The organism is Salinivibrio sp. IB282 (assembly GCF_001995685.1).
Classification (GTDB): domain Bacteria; phylum Pseudomonadota; class Gammaproteobacteria; order Enterobacterales; family Vibrionaceae; genus Salinivibrio; species Salinivibrio kushneri.
Window position 1 is genome coordinate 16,262 of the sequence record NZ_MUET01000004.1, and the last position, 17,456, is coordinate 33,717.

Consider the following 17,456-nt stretch of genomic DNA (forward strand, 5'->3'; position numbering starts at 1 on the left):
ACGGGAGCTTTTGTATGCGAACGCCACCTGTTCCAGACAACGAAGTGCAGCGTCAACAGGCGTTAGACGAAACCGAGTTGCTTAATAGTGGTGCCGACCCTCGCTTTGATCGCATTACTCGCTTATGCCTTGACTTGTTTTCTGTGCCTATCACGCTGGTGTCACTGATCGATCGTGAGCGACAATACTTTAAGTCTCGTCAGGGGTTAGATGCCTTTGAAACCTCAAGGGATATCTCTTTTTGTGGGCACGCCATTATGGGTAGTGAACCATTGATTATTGAAAACGTGCTAGACGATATGCGTTTTTGTGACAATCCACTTGTCTGTGGGGCGCCAGATATTCGATTTTATGCGGGTATGCCGATTCACAGCAGCGAGGGTTATCGACTGGGCACGCTATGCCTAATTGATAACCAACCAAGGCAGTTTAGTGAAGAAAACGTGGCGCAACTAAAGAACCTTGCTGGCATGGTGGAGGATCTGATTTGGAGCGATACCTATCAGCGGCGTGAGTCAACAGCGTTGCAGAAACAACTGCAGGCTAGCCACGATGAAATGGCATCGCTGATTAATAACATACCAGGCATCACGTTTCGTTGTTTGCCAGATAAAAGCTGGACCATGCTTTACATCAGTAACCAAGTTGACACCATCAGTGGTTATGCCGCCGACGATCTGATAAACAATAAACGTGTTTGTTATGCAGATCTCATTCATCCTGATGATGTTTCATTGGTTGATGACGCTGTTACTAACGCCATGGCCAATAATGAAGGATGGCATATTGAGTACCGTGTTCGGCATCGTACGCTGGGTTTTCGCTGGGTAGAAGAACGAGGTAAATGTATAGACACAGACCCTAGGCATCCACAGGTGCTTGAAGGGTTTATTATCGATATTACTCGAGAGCGCAATGCCCTGACGCAGCTGGAGCGGCATCATCAGGCGTTAGCGGTGCTGACTGACATTGCCTTTTCAAGCCATAGTAGCTTGGATGATAGAATTAATCATGCTTTGGAAGAAGCCAAGCAGTATTTGCGGGCTGAACTGGCGATTGTCAGTGAAACCAAAGACGATGTGTATATAGTTAACTGGATAGTCGGACCTCCAGACTCGGTCATTGATGCAGGACAGCAGTTTGCGTTAAAAGATACTTGGTGCCAGCTGCTCATGTCAGAAAATTCCCGTACATCTGTGACGGAACAGTTTATCGCTGACACCTGCCGTCCGGAATTCTACCAACACCCGTGCTATAAAGCGGCACCGCTAGGCAGTTATGCAGGTGTGGTTATTTATGTCTATGGTCGCCCTTGGGGCACATTGAACGTGTCGTCTTCTCGTGCGCGTTCGGAAGATTACAATGATGGTGAAAAGCTGTTTCTGCGTCTATTGGGCAACTGGTTATCTGATGTACTGACCCAAAATCTGAGCCAGCAACGGCTGACCAAGTTAGCGGCATTGCTACCGGGAACGCTGTACCAATTCCGTCGCTTTCCCGATGGACGGATGATTTTTCCCTATAGCTCCCCTCAAATAGAATCTTTGTACGGCATTACACCAGAGCAGGCCGCTGAAGACGCCACGCCCGCGTTTGAACGTATCCATCCTGGTGATATCGAGGCTATCCAGCAATCCATTGAGCATTCGGCAGACACGTTAGAATATTGGCAAGCGACCTACCAGAGTGATTGTCCAGGAAAGGGGTACCGTTGGATTTCGGGTGAGGCGCAGCCAGAAAAAATGATTGACGGCAGTGTCTTGTGGCATGGTTATTTGCAGGATGTTCACGAACATCACCAAGCACGCTTGGCTCTAGAACAGAGCGAGGCAAGGTTGCGTGGTCTTTTTGACTTCTCCCCGATCGGTATTGCGTTAAATGATTTTGAAACTGGACAATTTCTTGACTTAAATGATGCCCTCATAGCGCCCACAGGTTATACGCGCGAAGAGTTCGTTTCCCTCAGTTATTGGGATGTCACGCCCAAAGAATATGAGCCAGAAGAGAAAAAAGCGCTGGCAAGTATGCAGAACACAGGTCGCTATGGGCCGTTTGAAAAAGAGTACATCCGCAAAGATGGCAGTCGATATCCGGTACGTCTACAAGGCATGCTGAGCACAGAGTTGGACGGAAGAAAGGTGATTTGGTCTCTTGTCGAAGACATTACTGAGCGTAAAAAACTCGACAAAATGAAAGATGAATTTATTGCCACCGTCAGCCATGAACTGCGCACACCATTAACGTCGATCAAAGGCGCGTTAGGGCTCTTGAATGGCGGTGCAACTGGAGATTTACCGCCGAAGGCGAATCAGCTATTGCATACGGCTGAACGGAATGCAACACGTTTAAGCCTACTGATAAACGATTTGTTAGATATGGAAAAGCTTGTCGCAGGAAAAATGCTTATTCAACTCCAAAAACAAGAGCTTGGCCCGCTACTAAATGACGCGATAGAGTCTGTTAAATCCTACCAGCATCAAAACCCGATACAAATACACACCCCGAATAACTGGCCGACGGTGATGGTCAATGTTGACGGAGCAAGATTGATTCAAGCATTAACCAATTTACTGTCCAATGCGATCAAATTCTCCCCTGAGGAAGGGCAGGTGGACGTATCCGTCACAAAAAGCCGTAAAGACGTTGAAATTAGCATCCGAGATTACGGATCCGGCGTGGACAAGGAATTTCAAAACCGACTGTTCCAACGTTTTAGTCAGGCTGACAGCAGTGATAATCGCAAGGTTGCTGGTACAGGACTGGGGCTAGCGATTACGCGGGAGATATGTCAGCAAATGGGCGGTGATGTGGGGTACCGCGATGCTGAGGGTGGCGGGGCATTGTTTTTTATTCAGTTGCAGGTTGAACAATGAGCGTAGTTGCTAAACAGGTGATGGCAACGCTGTTACTGGCCCTTATTGCTGTCGTTGGTAACATGATTAACTTGCCTTTGTTTTTCGGTGTGCATTTTATCTTTGGCTCGGTGGCTGTCATGCTGGCCATAAGATTGATCGGGCTATGGCCAGCCGTGTTCGTCGCGTTAGCTGGCGGTTCTTATACCTGGATACTTTGGGGTCACCCTTACGCGATGCTGGCACTGACATTGGAAGCGTTTGCAGTCAGTTTATTGTATCGCCGCGGCGTAAAAAACTTGGTACTCGCGGATCTCGCTTTTTGGGTAGTGGTGAGTCCGATAGTGCTGATGCCACTCGACGTCATAGTCATCGGGATGGAGGCCAGTTCCGCTATCATGATTGCTCTGAAGCAAGCGCTGAACGGCGTATTCAACGCGCTTATTGCAGGGCTATTGGTGAAACTGCTGATTTGGTATTTCCAGAATGGCACTATCAATTGGTTACCGGCAAAGATACGGCTCCATGCGCTGCTTTTTGATGCCCTGTTGTGCCTGACCCTTATCGCGGGGATGACACCCATCATTATCAACAATCAACATAATATAATAAAAAACGAGCAACGGGTCGCTGACGAACTTAAGCGGGTTGCCGAGGGTGCCGTGGCTCGGCTCAACCAGCAACCCGATCGCTCGCTTGATAGTCAAAAGAGATCATTACGGCCGTCACTGTCTCAAGGTGCGTCTGGTGTGGCGATATTAAATCGCGAGGGAACACCGACAGTACAGGTCGGTGATTTACACTCTGGTTTACCAGGGGGAGTCCGGCCGCTAACCAGTGCCGATAACCTGTCTATTTGGTTGCCGGCGTCGGGGGATAATTTGGTTAACCGCTGGAAAGCGGGTTTTTATCAGTATCAATTACCAATAGCAGACCGGCCCAACGTGTCCGCGTTACTTATAGAGCGGCCCGCAGCACCACTGATAAAAAACATTGAAAATATGCGTAATCAAAGTTTTACGGTGCTATCGGGTATTGCTTTTTTGAGTATACTCGCGGCCTTTTCGTTGAGCCGAATCCTGATTCAGCCTCTATCACGACTCGATAGGGCAAGCCGTCATTTACCTGAAAAAATACGCTATCAATCGAGTGTTGTGCTGCCTCACAGCCGAGTAGCGGAATATGCTGTTTTGTCGACATCGCTGCAAGATATGAGCCATGCGCTTAGCGATAACTTCCGTGAATTGGAGAAAGCTGAGGCGAGTCTTACGGAGGAAGTGCAAAATCGCACCCAAGAACTGGCGAGAACGTCTGATCTATTAAGTAATATATTGGCCGCCTCGACTGAGGTTGCGATTATCGCCACCGACACTAAAGGGGGGATTGCCTTATTCAACACCGGCGCTGAAAGACTACTTGGTTATCAGTCCTCAGAGGTCGTCGATAAAGTTAGCCCTGCACTGTTTCATGTGCCTGAAGAGGTGGAAGAAAGAGCTCAGACGTTAACGGACCAGTTGAATCGTCCGATAACCGGGTTCGATACCTTCGTGGCGATTCCGATGTTAGAAGGTGCAGAAACACGTGAATGGTGTTACATCCACAAACAAGGCCATTATATTCCCGTTACGTTGACAGTGACGGCGATATACGACGATCGTCAAACGATTACCGGTTTCCTCGGTATTGCTCAAGATATCACCGAACGTAAACGCCATGAGCAAATGAAGAATGAGTTCATTTCCACGGTTAGTCATGAGTTACGCACGCCACTCACCTCGGTGTCCGGGGCACTGAGTTTGGTGCGAAGTGGACGCCTAGGCGAGATCCCTGATAAAGCCCAAAAAATACTCGACACCGCACATCGTAATAGCGAGCGGTTAACCTTGTTGATCAACGATTTACTCGATATCGAAAAAATAGCGGCCGGCCAGTTGTATTTTGATATGCACGTTCAACCTATTGATTCCATCCTTGAGCAATGCTTAGAAGAAAATAAAGCATACGGTGCAGAGCGACAAGTCGACATTATCTTGAACAGTGAAACGGCGGATGTCGAGGTTCGGGTAGATAAACAAAGATTGAAGCAAGTCATGGCTAATCTGCTATCTAATGCGATCAAGTTCTCGCCTGATGGAGCCACGGTCGTCATCGATTCCATAGTGAATGAAAAGCAAGTTATCGTCAGTGTCAGTGACCAAGGTTGTGGGATTGCTGAAGACTTCCTACCCAAGCTGTTTGAGAAGTTTGCACAAGCTGACAGCACAGATACTCGTCAAAAAGGCGGCACGGGGCTGGGGTTAGCGATTACTCGTGAACTCATTGAGAATATGAATGGAACGATCCACGTTGAATCAACAGAAGGCAAAGGGTCACGTTTTTACTTTCAGCTACCTGTGTATGAAACGGCGAAAATGAAATCGACTGTTCAGGATAGACTGACCGATTCGAGCGTTGTTAATGGGCCAGCTGCGAGTGTTTTGTATGATATTTTGGTCGTGGAGGATGATCCCGACGTTGCTAGCCTGTTAAGAATCATGCTGGAAGATTCGGGATATCGGGTTGAGATCAGTTACGATGGCATGACAGCGTTAAGCGCGTTAGAAGCGAAGCATTATGATTTAATCAGTCTCGATTTAATGCTGCCTGATATTGATGGGCTCGATATTATTCGCCGTATAAGACAGCATGCTGAAACGGCTGATATTCCCATCGTCGTGGTGTCTGCAAAAATGGAGCAGGGGCGTTTAGCGCTCAATGGTGACGTTGAAAATATTGAGTGGTTAGCCAAACCCATAGAGCACAAACAACTTATCAGCTTGGTACAACAACAGTTGCTGAACGCGACACATGCAAAAATTTTGCATGTTGAAGATGATATAGATTTACATCGAATCGTTCAGGCAATGGTCAGTGATTATATGACCATCGATCATGCGCTCACACTGGATCAAGCGCAATCGTTGATAGTGCAACACACGTATGATGCGATCTTGCTGGATATTGGCCTACCCGACGGTGTTGGTTGGAACTTAATCCCGCAGATCAAAGAGGTACAGCCGACAGCGTCGATCATTGTGTTAACGGGGGAAGAGGTAAGCGCTGCTCGTTATGGTAGTGTGCATGATGTGTTACTGAAAAGGCGACTGACAACGGAAAAGTTAGTCGATATTATCGGTAAGCGCGTTAGGCGTCAGCGCTTGTGCTCAAGCGATGAACCTGTGCGCTAACAGAGAATTTGTCAACGTGACTGAAACACCCGGTGTGCACCAGCATGATTGTGTCCAATGGTGCATGAAAATGTGGCTACAAACAAAAAAGCCAGCGAGAAGCTGGCTTTTTAGCAAGATTGTCGGCGCCTTATTCTTGATACAGGCCGAGGTTTTCTTTGGCGTAGGCTTCAAATTCGGTAAAGCCGCCAACGTGCGCTTGGTCAACAAAGATTTGTGGCACGGKTTCAACTGGCTTGCCGACGGTTTTTTCTAAGTCGGCTTTGCTGATGCCTTCCGCGTGGATATCCACATAGCGGTAGTTGAAATCTTCACGGCTTGTTTTTAGCTCTTCCGCGAGGTCTTTAGCGCGAACACAGAATGGGCAGCCAGGGCGGCCAAAAATTACGACGAACATAGTCATCTCCTTTAGCGTTAATACCACTACTATGCCTGATGGGCGAACGTTAGAAAAGATGAATTTCCCTCTCGCACCAATAGGAAAAACCGATGATAAGCGCCAAGATGTGCCAACGCGTGCGGTGGCGAGCTTTTGGGGTTGGTGGGGAGTAAAGCGCCAGAGCAGGGTGATTGCTTCCATGTGTAGAAAGGTGTACAACCTCTCAATCCCTCTTTAACGGCTCAACGTCAAATAAGGAAGCACAATGAATCCAACGATTGAGACACTTCTTTCTCACCGCTCTATTCGTAAATTTACTCAAGATGCCATTTCTCCCGAGCAATTAACCCAGATTATTGATGCGGCGCGCGCGGCATCCAGCTCAAGTTTCTTGCAGTGCACCAGCATTATCCGTGTGACGGACAAAGAAAAGCGACGCGTGCTGGCGGAATACGCGGGCAACCAAGCGTATGTGTCTGATTGTGCGGAGTTTTTGGTGTGGTGTGCGGACTTTCATCGCCACGAGCAAATCAACCCGAATGCCAAGTTAGGCTTTACCGAGCAGACGCTTATCGGTGCAATTGATGGTGCCATCATGGCGCAAAATGCGATGGTGGCCGCGGAGTCGATGGGCTTTGGCGGCGTATATATCGGCGGCTTGCGCAACCAGCCGGAAAAGGTGGCCGAGTTGTTGGCGATGCCGAATCACGTGATGCCTTTGTTTGGTATGTGCTTGGGTGTGCCGGCGCAAGACCCCGAAACAAAGCCTAAATTGCCCGCACAGCTTTTGGTGCACGAAAACAGCTATCAAGCCATTGATGAGGCGGCGCTAAGCGACTATGACAACCAAGTGCGTGAGTATTATCAAACCCGCACGGGCGGCAATAAAGACATGAGCTGGAGCGAGCAGATCTCCGCGACGCTAGAAAAAGAAGCGCGTCCGTTTATGAAAGACTTTCTGCACAGCAAAGGGTTTAGCACCCGTTAAGAGAGTGTCTAAACGTGATGGATAAAAAAGCAGCGTTTTGCTGCTTTTTTATTATTTATCACCTCGTTTTGTCCAGTTTGCTATCCGATTTGTTGGATTTATTGTCTAATCCTGCCGCTAAGCCCTAAAACCTATTTACATCTGCCCTGTAAACCGTAATATTGCCGCGTTTTTGCGCGTGATAATCACTTTTATCTGACGTTATCCGCGCTCATTTTTAATATTAAATTGTTTTTATACGAAGTAGGGCTCTGATGGAAAACAAACTGGCAAATCCTGCCCCTTTGGGGTTGATGGGTTTCGGCATGACCACGGTATTATTGAACATTCATAATGCGGGTTTTTTCCCCATTGATAGCATGATTTTGGCGATGGGCATTTTTTATGGTGGCTTGGCACAAGTGATTGTCGGCATCATGGAATTCAAAAAGGGCAATACCTTTGGTACCACGGCATTCACTTCTTATGGCCTGTTTTGGCTGACGCTGGTAGGGCTAATTGTCATGCCAGAAATGGAGATCGCTCAACCGAGCCCAGCCGGCTTTATGGGTTGGTACTTGGTAATGTGGGGCATATTTACCGGCTTTATGTACATCGGTTCACGCCGTTACTGCCTGGCGAAGCAGTTTGTCTTTGCTAGCTTGACCGTACTATTTTTCTTGCTGGCGGCACGCGATTTTACCGGCAGTGCACTGATTGGCACCATTGCAGGCTTTGAGGGCATTGTGTGCGGCTTGAGTGCGATTTATTTCGCGATGGCGCAGGTGCTTAACGAAGAATACGGCCGTACTGTGTTGCCTGTTGGCGAGCAAAAAGCAACGCTAGCGCCACAAACCGCGTAAACGCCTGATAGATTAGATTGTTGAGATCTAAAAAAGCTCGGCCATGTGAGTGGCCGAGCTTTTTTTATGCGCGATTAAGCCTGACAGTGAAGGATTAACACATCACTTTAACGGCCAATCCACCTTGTGAGGTTTCGCGGTATTTGGCGTTCATGTCTTTGCCGGTTTCCATCATGGTTTCAATCACTTTATCCAGTGATACACGCGGCTCGGACGAACGCTGAAGTGCCATGCGTGAGGCATTAATGGATTTTACCGCGGCAATGCCGTTGCGCTCAATGCAAGGCACCTGTACTTGCCCGGCAACCGGGTCACAAGTGAGGCCTAAGTTATGCTCCATAGCGATTTCGGCCGCCATACAAACTTGGTGCGGGCTACCGCCCATCAGTTCAGCGAGGCCGGCTGCGGCCATGGAGCAGGCAACGCCGACTTCACCTTGGCAACCGACTTCTGCCCCAGAGATGGAGGCGTTTTGTTTGTATAAACCACCAATTGCGCCAGAGGCGGCAAAAAAGCGGGTGTAGGTTGGTTTATCAACCGGCTCGATAAACTTGTCGTAGTAAGCCAGCACCGCAGGAATAATGCCGCACGCGCCGTTAGTTGGGGCAGTGACCACGCGGCCACCGGCGGCGTTTTCTTCGTTAACGGCAAAGGCAAACATGTTCACCCAATCGACCACTGTCATGGGGTCAATGTTGTATTTTTCGCTGGTTTTTAACTGGTGACGTAAGGCGGCAGCACGGCGCGGTACGCGCAGCGGGCCAGGTAACACGCCTTCGTTTTCCATCCCGCGGTCCATACACGCCTGCATGGTTTGCCAAATATTGGCGAAATAGGTGTCGATTTCTTCTTGGCTGTGCATGCTACGCATGTTGGCCATCACCAAGCCACTGATGGAAAAACCGGTTTCCTGGGTGAGTGCCAGTAAGCCGTCAGCGCTATTGAAGTCGTAAGGGACTTGCACCGCTTGCATGGCAGGCTGACCAAACTCGGCTTCTTCAACAATAAAGCCACCGCCAATCGAGTAATAGGTTTTACTCAGTACACACTCATCGCCTTGCCAGGCATGGATTTGCATGCCGTTCTCGTGCAGTGAGAGGTTAGACGTATGAAAGTTCATCCCTCCGTCGCGTGGAAAGGCCACCGCGTGTTGCTGCTCACCCAGTGGCAATTGCTCTGTCTCTTCGACCCGTTTAATAAAGCGGGGGATCGAATCGATATCAACGGTTTCAGGGGTGTTGCCCGCTAAGCCCATAATGCTAGCGATGTCGGTGTGGTGGCCTTTACCGGTGAGTGACAATGAGCCGTATACGTCAACCGTGACCCGATCGATGTCGGTTAAACGCTGACTGGCGGTTAGCTCATCAACAAAGCACTTGCCCGCTTTCATTGGGCCAACCGTATGAGAACTGGATGGGCCAACGCCAATCTTAAAAATGTCAAAAACACTGATCATGTGTCTACCTCAGTCAATGCCCTAAGGGCAATGGATTTAGTGTTTACGCCATCCGTCCATGGTATTGACTGTGATGGCAAGCACAGGCTCGCCATAATGAAAAGGAGCAGCCTTCACTGCTCCTTGTTAGCCGCAAACATCGATGGATGCGGAGGGCATAGCGCCCAATGCAGCAGTCCTATAGCGCCTGCTGCGCGCGCTGTGTCCGATTAAGCAAGACGGCTGATTCAGAATCGTTGGAGATTAAGAGATCATGCTGTACGTAATCGCTGAAATGGCTACCAGCCCCATAATCAGAACAAAAGCGTTGCTGATTGTACCTGAATATTTCTGCATTGCTGGCACGTTTTTCACGGCATACATTGGCATAATAAACAGGATGGTGGCAATGATTGGGCCGCCAAGTGATTCAATCATCCCCAAAATGCTTGGATTGAGGGTGGCGACGAGCCAAATGGTTAGGATCATGAATACCACGGTAAACACGTTGATTTTTTTGCGATCAACCGGCTTACCCATGCTGCGTAGCGCTTTGGTAGCAATACCGTTCAGGCCTTCACGTGCGCCTAGGTAGTGACCAAAGAACGAGGACACAATGGCAACAAAGGCCACCAATGGACCCAAGAAGGAAATGAACGGGCTTTCATGTTTGTTGGCCAAGTAAGAAAGAATCGCAATGTTTTCCGCTTTCGCCGCTTCTAAATCCGCTGGCGTCAGTGACAGCACGCAAGAGAACACAAACAGCATCACGAAACCGACCAACATGGCCGCTGAGCGCATCAGGATCTGGCCAGACTTGTATTCCGCGTCGTCGCCGTGATCACGGCGCTGTGCCAAGGAAAAAGACGAAATCGCCGGGCTGTGGTTAAAGGCGAAAACCAGCACTGGAATCGAGATCCAAAGGGTAATAGTAAAGTCACCCGCGGATGGCACTTGCGATAGCGCCGCTGTGTTCCACTCTGGGATCAGGTAGATGGACATAAAGACCAAGATCCCAACCAGCGGGTAGACCAAAAACTGGGTGACGCGCAGCATCATTTTCTCGCCCAGTAGCATCACCGACATCATGCCGAGGATCAGTGCTAGCGAGAGGATCGCACGTGGCGGTGACGCCATGCCAAGCTGGTTGACCAAGAAGGAGTCAACGGTGTTGGTGATCCCCACGCCATAAATCAGCACAATCGGATAAATGGCAAAGAAGTACAGCAAGGTGATCAATTTACCCGCGCCAACACCAAAGTGTTCTTCAACCACTTCGGTAATGTCGCTGCCCGCATTTTTAGAAGATAAAACAAAACGAGAGAGGCCGCGGTGGGCAAAGAAGGTCATTGGGCCGACAAGCAGGGTCATGACCACTAATGGCCAGAATCCACTCATGCCTGCGTTGATAGGAAGGAAAAGAATACCCGCGCCAACCGCGGTGCCAAAAAGGGAAAGCGCCCAGGTTGTATCTTGTTTGGTCCAGCGCGGGCGCGACGTTGCGCGGGTACCAGTCGTCGAGGTGGTTTGCATAACAATACTACTCACATTGTCGGGAACAGAAATCAGGGAAGGCGAATTCTGGCGATTTCCACAGAGAAAACCAAGAGCTAGATCGCTATATGAAAAGTGGTGCGCAGACTATTGCACCAAAATGTGATGACTATCAATAACGAAAGGTGGATTGCTCTACTATGCAGGCATAAATGTATAGATATTTGTTGGATAAATATGCATCAATGTGCGTCTAAAGCCATACTCTTAGAGTGGTTATGAGCAGATTGACGATTGGTGACCCGAGGGGGAAAACAATGTTAGTTGGCTGATTAACGCACGAAGCAATTGCGCAGTGGCGCCCCAAATCAGCCGGTCTTGGTGATAAAACGCACACACAGGATGCCACTGGCCATAGAGTAAGAAAGACTGCTCGCGAATATGCCCCGGACGACAAAGAGTATCCAACGGTACTTCAAAGCAGGCGGCGACTTCGTTGTCATCCAGACAAGGCTGGTACTCGGGATCGACCCAAGCCAGGACAGGGTGAATGTAATAGCCAGTAACGGTGGGAAGTGGGCATAAGTGGCCAATAATCGCCTCAGGGGCAACACGAATCCCGGTTTCTTCCCACATTTCCCGTGTGGCGGTGGCGGTGTTATCTCTGTCAGAAGGCTCCCGCTTGCCGCCTGGGAAACTGACTTGGCCAGGATGATGTTTTAAGTGACTCGCGCGCTGGGTTAATACCAGTTGGATCCCGTTTTCGCGCGGCACCAGGCCGATTAGCACCGCCGCGGGTTGAAAGTCGGCGCCACCCAAAATTCTGGGGGAGAGGCGAACGCGATTCAAAATGCGGCTGTCGTGGCGCGCTAGCGGGGTTAACGAAAAAGCCCGGGTTACATCCGCAGGCGATAAGGGGCGGCCTGGCTCGTCACAAATGGATTGAGGATGCGTCAGGGATGCAGACCAAGAAGCTGCTTTCGCGCGCAACGTACAGCGGATTGGCGTGAAATAAGCATGTTCCTCGGCGATTAGCGTCATCGTGACTCCGTTAAATCAGTTAAAGGGGCAGCCAAGCTATCATCGTCTGCCAGCACGGGGAGGATGCGGCTGACTTTGTCGAGCGTTTCTTGATACTCGGCGTCTGCCTCGCTATCAGCAACCAAACCGCCACCGGCCCACACATGCAGTTGGCCTTGGTGGCCGACCAGGGTACGAATGGTAATACTCGAATCCATCCGGCCACAGCGACTGAGATAGGCAAAACTGCCGCAATAAATATGGCGACGGTGTGGCTCAAGCTCTTCAATAATTTCCATGGCGCGTACTTTGGGAGCACCGGTAATTGAGCCACCGGGAAACGCCGCGCGAAGCAGATCGAGGCCTGTTTTTTCATCAGGGAGCCTACCTGTTACCGTGCTCACCATATGGTGGACGGCGGGAAAGCTCTCTATATCAAAGAGTTTAGGCACAGAAACCGAGCCTGGCGAGGCAACTCGGCCAATATCGTTCCTGAGCAAATCGACAATCATCAAGTTTTCAGCGCGATCTTTTTCCGCCGATTTCAGTGCTTGAGCGCTGTCGGCATCTTGTTGCGGGTCGGTATAGCGAGGGCGCGTACCCTTGATAGGCTTGGTTTCAATCTGTTGATTATGTACGGAAAGAAACCGCTCCGGTGACACGGATAACATGGCACTGTCCGCTAAGCGGATAAAGCCAGAGAAGGGCGCACCATTACGGGTCGCTAATTTCCGATACGCTTGCCACTCGTCACCTTCATAGGAGGCGGAAAAGCGTTGAGCCAAGTTGATTTGGTAGCAATCACCGGCATGTAAGTACGCTTGTACTTGGGCAAATTTTTGCTGGTATTGCGTCTCGGTCATGTTAGCGCGCCAGCGTTCGGTGAGTGCAAACGATGGGTGGGACGGTGCAGCCTGATGAGTGAGCCATTGCCAGCGCTGATCGCTGTCCGGTGCAATCACCACCGCTTGATGCTGGTGATGATCAATCACCACAGCCCAGTCGTAGAGACCAACCGCCATGTCGGGGACATTGAGCTCGTCTTTGGCGAGCGTCGGCAATGTCTCAACACAGCGCCCTAGGTCATAACCAAAATATCCAAGGGCACCGCCGGCAAACGGCCAGGGGGCGATTTCAGAAACCGCTGGTAATAGCTGTGCTTGTAATTGCGCGACCCAGTGAAAGGGGTCGTGATCGTCAGTGGTGGTATGCCCATCGGGGTAGCGCGTGGTCACTTGGTTGTCGCGCGCGGTCACCGTGGCGATGGGATCGGCGACAAGGATATCGAAGCGACTATCCGGATGCGTCCGTGTGGCCGAGTGGAGCAACATCGCCCAGGGCTGATGAGCGACCTTATCAAACAGGGTCAACGCAAGATCCGGGGCGTAGTCGATTGGCGTGGTAGTGAGCTTCATGGCGTTTTGTGGTTGCATTCTTCTTTTTGTGATCACGGTTAAGACGCCGTGTGGCGCGCAGATAGCGCTAAGCGTATCATAGCTAGGCCTTTTCCGGCACGAGCAACAATAAAAGACGAAGCGAGGTTGCTGTCAACCATCGACTTCTCTATCACAGAGCAGTAAAACTGCCTAGCCAAACGATAATAACGAGGGGAAGGCCTCCCCAACACTGGATACCCGCTTTGGGTCCTGCAAATGACACCAGAGGCAATGATGACCACTATTAAACAGCAAGACGTGATCGAAAGCGTTGCAGATGCCCTGCAATATATCTCTTACTACCATCCCCTTGATTTTGTTCAAGCCCTTGAAAAAGCCTACGACAAGGAGCAAAGCCAAGCGGCGAAAGATGCTATCGCGCAAATTTTGATTAACTCGCGAATGTCGGCTGAGGGCAAGCGTCCGATCTGCCAGGACACGGGTATTGTGACCTGTTTTGTCAAAGTAGGGATGGCAGTGCAGTGGGACCGTCACGATATGACGGTGCAGCAAATGGTGGATGAAGGGGTGCGACGTGCGTACACCAATCCTGACAACCCGTTGCGTGCCTCTGTGGTGGCTGATCCGGCAGGCAAACGCCAAAACACCCGTGATAACAGCCCAGCGGTGGTGCACATTGATATGGTGCCAGGTGATACCGTGGATATCCAAATTGCCGCGAAAGGCGGTGGTTCTGAGAACAAAACCAAAATGGTGATGCTTAACCCATCGGATGATGTTGCCGAGTGGGTAGAAAAAACCTTGCCTGCAATGGGCGCGGGTTGGTGTCCACCGGGCATGCTGGGTATCGGCATTGGCGGCACGGCAGAAAAAGCCGCGGTGTTAGCCAAAGAGTCACTGATGGAGCACATTGATATTCAAGCGCTTATCGAGCGTGGTCCAAGCAATGCCGATGAAGCGCTGCGCCTCGATATTTTCAATCGTGTGAACAAGCTGGGCATCGGTGCCCAAGGGCTAGGCGGTTTAACCACGGTGGTGGATGTAAAAGTGAAAACGGCTCCGACCCATGCGGCGTCTAAACCTGTGTGCTTAATTCCGAACTGTGCTGCCACCCGCCATGTGCATTTTACACTTGATGGTACCGGGCCAGCCGAATTGGCGCCACCCAAATTGGACGACTGGCCGCAAGTCACTTGGGAAGTGGGGGATAACGTCCGCCGTGTTAACTTAGATACCGTCACCAAAGAAGACGTACAAAGCTGGCAAACCGGTGAAACCGTGCTGTTGTCAGGCAAAATTCTGACCGGACGCGACGCTGCACACAAACGCTTGCAAGAAATGCTTCGCAATGGCGAAGGCCTTCCTGAGGGCGTTGATTTTAATGGTCGCTTTATTTATTACGTGGGCCCCGTTGATGCGGTAGGCGATGAAGTGGTTGGCCCAGCAGGCCCTACCACGTCGACCCGTATGGATAAGTTCACCGATATGATGCTCGCCGAAACCGGCTTGATGGGCATGATTGGTAAAGCGGAGCGTGGTCCGGCGGCGGTTGAGTCAATCAAGAACCACAAAGCCGTGTACTTGATGGCGGTTGGCGGCGCGGCCTATTTGGTCTCGAAAGCGATTAAGCACGCACGCGTAGTGGCGTTTGAAGATTTGGGAATGGAAGCCATCTACGAGTTTGACGTCGAAGACATGCCAGTCACGGTGGCCGTCGACGCACAAGGGCAAAATGCGCATCAGATTGGCCCAGACACCTGGAAGGTGAAGATCGCCGAAATGGATGATTAATCCACTAACTTGGTTTGTTCGGTCCAACGTCTGCTTGCGTTAGCGAGAGGGCGTTGCGTCGGGCAGTGTTTAAGTGGATAGAAACCATGAAAAAATGCGCCAATTTGGCGCATTTTTTGTCTATCAGATGGAGTAACGCGTAAAGACGTTACAGCGTGGGCTAGGCCACTTCCTCTTCCGCCAGGTCGAACGAGGCAGCAATCAGGTTACGCGTGTACTCGTTTTGTGGGTGATGGAAGATTTCCTCTGGGGTACCCGCTTCCATGACTTTCCCTTTTTGCATCACCATCACCCGATCGGAGAGGGCACGAACCACACTCAAATCGTGGCTGATAAACAGATAACCGATGTTATGGCGTTTCTGAATGTCTTTCAGCAAGTCGATCACGGTCAGCTGTACGGAGCGGTCCAGTGCCGACGTTGGCTCATCCAGCAAGATAAACGCAGGGTTTAAAATCAGTGCACGGGCGATCGCGATACGCTGACGCTGACCGCCGGAGAACTCGTGCGGATAACGGTTGATCGCCGAGGTGTCTAGGCGTACCTCATACAGTGCATCTTTCACTCGCTCTAGACGCTCTTTTTTGCTCAACTCGGGGAAATGCGTGCGCAAGCCTTCAGCAACAATTTCACCCACCGTCATACGTGGCGACAAGGAGCCAAACGGGTCTTGGAACACCATCTGCATATCGCGGCAAAGCGCTTTGTTCTCGCTGTTTTTGATCCCGTGGATATCTTGGCCTTTAAAGCAAACGCGACCTTCAGCCACGGGTAACAGGCGCATGATCGCGCGGCCCAGGGTTGATTTACCTGAGCCAGACTCACCGACGATACCCAAGGTTTCGCCGCGACGCAGTGATAAGCTGATATCACTGACCGCCTCGAAATAGCGTTTGTTGCCACCAAAGAAGTCTGCCCCCAAGAAGTACTTGATGGTGACGTTATCCACGGTGAGCAAGTTTTCTGCATCGTCCTGCGGGGCTTCTTTACGGCCACGTGGCACCGCGTCGATCAGCATCTTGGTGTAATCTTTTTGTGGGTTCTCGAACAGGGCTTGGGTGTCGTTGGTCTCGACCACTTCGCCTTTACACATGACTACCACACGATCGGCCAGGTGTTTAACCACGCCGAGATCATGCGAAATAAACATGATGGCCATGCCCATTTTTTGCTGAAGCTCGCCAATCAGATTAAGCACTTCCGCTTGTACCGTGACGTCAAGGGCGGTGGTTGGCTCGTCGGCAATCAACAAATCTGGTTCGTTAACCAGTGCCATGGCAATCATGATGCGTTGTAGCTGGCCGCCAGAAAACTCGTGCGGATACTTTTCTAACGCGCTGGTTGGATTAGGCAAGTGAACCAGGTTTAACAAGTCGATGATGCGCTGTTTTGCCTTCTCAGCTGTGGTGCGATGGTGACATTGAATCGCTTCGGTCAACTGCTCGCCAACACGCATATACGGGTTAAGCGAGGTCATCGGCTCTTGGAAGATCATGGCAACACGATCGCCGCGCATCTTCTGAATTTGCTTGGTGGACAGCGTCAACACATTGGTGTCGTTAAAGGTCACTTTAGAGGCCGGTTTTACCAGTGCGTTATTGGGGAGCAGCCCCATCACGGCGCTACTAGAAACCGATTTTCCCGACCCTGATTCACCAACGATTGCCACGGTTTCACCGGGCATGATGTCAAAGCTAACATTTTTAACGGCATCGACCATGCCGTCGTTGGTGGTAAATGACACACTCAGGTTTTCGACACTGAGAAGTGGCTTAGAAGCAGATGAAGACATCATCACCTCACTGGTTGATTATTCGACGTCACGAGTTCACCGACAGCCTTCGACGCTGAATGCGCTCAGTATCGTTGGCGCGGTAGAGACTCGATGATTTGGATGGTCGCCTGCGATTGATACGCAAACGCCCGTCATTCGTGTTGGGTTGGTCATTGTTGGCCGCAGCCACAATGCACGCCCTGATGCGGATATCAGCCAGCTGGGGCGTTTCATCAAAGGCCAAAACAGGCATGATG

The 17,456-nt window shown here is 50.5% G+C and carries 11 protein-coding genes; 5 read left to right on the top strand and 6 right to left on the bottom strand.

Going from position 1 to position 17,456, the window contains the following annotated elements:
- The first annotated feature begins 14 nt into the window (after nt 1–14).
- Nucleotides 15–2,873, top strand: coding sequence for a PAS domain-containing protein (locus BZG14_RS01675; protein WP_077607805.1), 2,859 nt, complete (start codon nt 15–17; stop codon nt 2,871–2,873).
- On the top strand, nt 2,870–6,079 hold the full coding sequence (locus BZG14_RS01680; RefSeq protein ID WP_077607806.1) for a response regulator: 3,210 nt from the start codon (nt 2,870–2,872) through the stop codon (nt 6,077–6,079). Before BZG14_RS01675 ends, BZG14_RS01680 begins: the two co-directional genes overlap by 4 nt.
- Before the next feature lie 130 nt (nt 6,080–6,209).
- Here BZG14_RS01680 and BZG14_RS01685 read toward each other — a convergent pair whose 3' ends face one another.
- Nucleotides 6,210–6,476: a GrxA family glutaredoxin gene (locus BZG14_RS01685; protein ID WP_077607807.1), complete on the bottom strand. Its 267-nt coding sequence runs from the start codon at nt 6,474–6,476 to the stop codon at nt 6,210–6,212.
- 247 nt (nt 6,477–6,723) lie between these two features.
- Here BZG14_RS01685 and nfsA point away from each other — a divergent pair, with 247 nt between their 5' ends.
- The gene (nfsA, locus tag BZG14_RS01690) at nt 6,724–7,446 is read left to right on the top strand and encodes an oxygen-insensitive NADPH nitroreductase (RefSeq protein ID WP_077486129.1); all 723 of its coding nucleotides are present in this window, start codon (nt 6,724–6,726) and stop codon (nt 7,444–7,446) included.
- Nucleotides 7,447–7,700: 254 nt separating this feature from the next.
- A complete protein-coding gene (locus tag BZG14_RS01695; protein ID WP_077607808.1) occupies nt 7,701–8,288 on the top strand; it encodes an acetate uptake transporter in 588 nt (195 codons plus the stop codon).
- Between the two features lie 94 nt (nt 8,289–8,382).
- On the opposite strand, the gene BZG14_RS01700 is transcribed toward BZG14_RS01695, so the two are convergent.
- The 4 genes from BZG14_RS01700 to pabB all read right to left on the bottom strand — a co-directional run bounded on the left by BZG14_RS01700 (nt 8,383) and on the right by pabB (nt 13,670).
- Nucleotides 8,383–9,744 (bottom strand): L-serine ammonia-lyase, encoded by a 1,362-nt coding sequence (locus tag BZG14_RS01700; RefSeq protein ID WP_077607809.1) that lies wholly within the window; start codon nt 9,742–9,744, stop codon nt 8,383–8,385.
- Nucleotides 9,745–9,987: 243 nt separating this feature from the next.
- Entirely contained in the window at nt 9,988–11,256 is a 1,269-nt protein-coding gene (locus BZG14_RS01705; RefSeq protein WP_069362540.1) for a serine/threonine transporter, read from the bottom strand.
- A gap of 237 nt (nt 11,257–11,493) precedes the next feature.
- Nucleotides 11,494–12,258, bottom strand: a complete 765-nt coding sequence (locus BZG14_RS01710; RefSeq protein ID WP_077607810.1) for an NUDIX hydrolase — start codon at nt 12,256–12,258, stop codon at nt 11,494–11,496.
- Entirely contained in the window at nt 12,255–13,670 is a 1,416-nt protein-coding gene (pabB, locus tag BZG14_RS01715) for an aminodeoxychorismate synthase component 1 (RefSeq protein ID WP_443508378.1), read from the bottom strand. Before pabB ends, BZG14_RS01710 begins: the two co-directional genes overlap by 4 nt.
- Nucleotides 13,671–13,907: 237 nt before the next feature.
- Between pabB and BZG14_RS01720 the strand changes: the two genes are divergently transcribed.
- Nucleotides 13,908–15,425, top strand: a complete 1,518-nt coding sequence (locus BZG14_RS01720) for a fumarate hydratase (RefSeq protein ID WP_077607846.1) — start codon at nt 13,908–13,910, stop codon at nt 15,423–15,425.
- A gap of 160 nt (nt 15,426–15,585) precedes the next feature.
- Here the strand turns inward: BZG14_RS01720 and BZG14_RS01725 are convergent, their stop codons facing one another.
- Complete coding sequence (locus BZG14_RS01725) at nt 15,586–17,217, bottom strand: ABC transporter ATP-binding protein (protein WP_046073121.1); 1,632 nt, start codon at nt 17,215–17,217, stop codon at nt 15,586–15,588.
- Nucleotides 17,218–17,456: the final 239 nt, after the last annotated feature.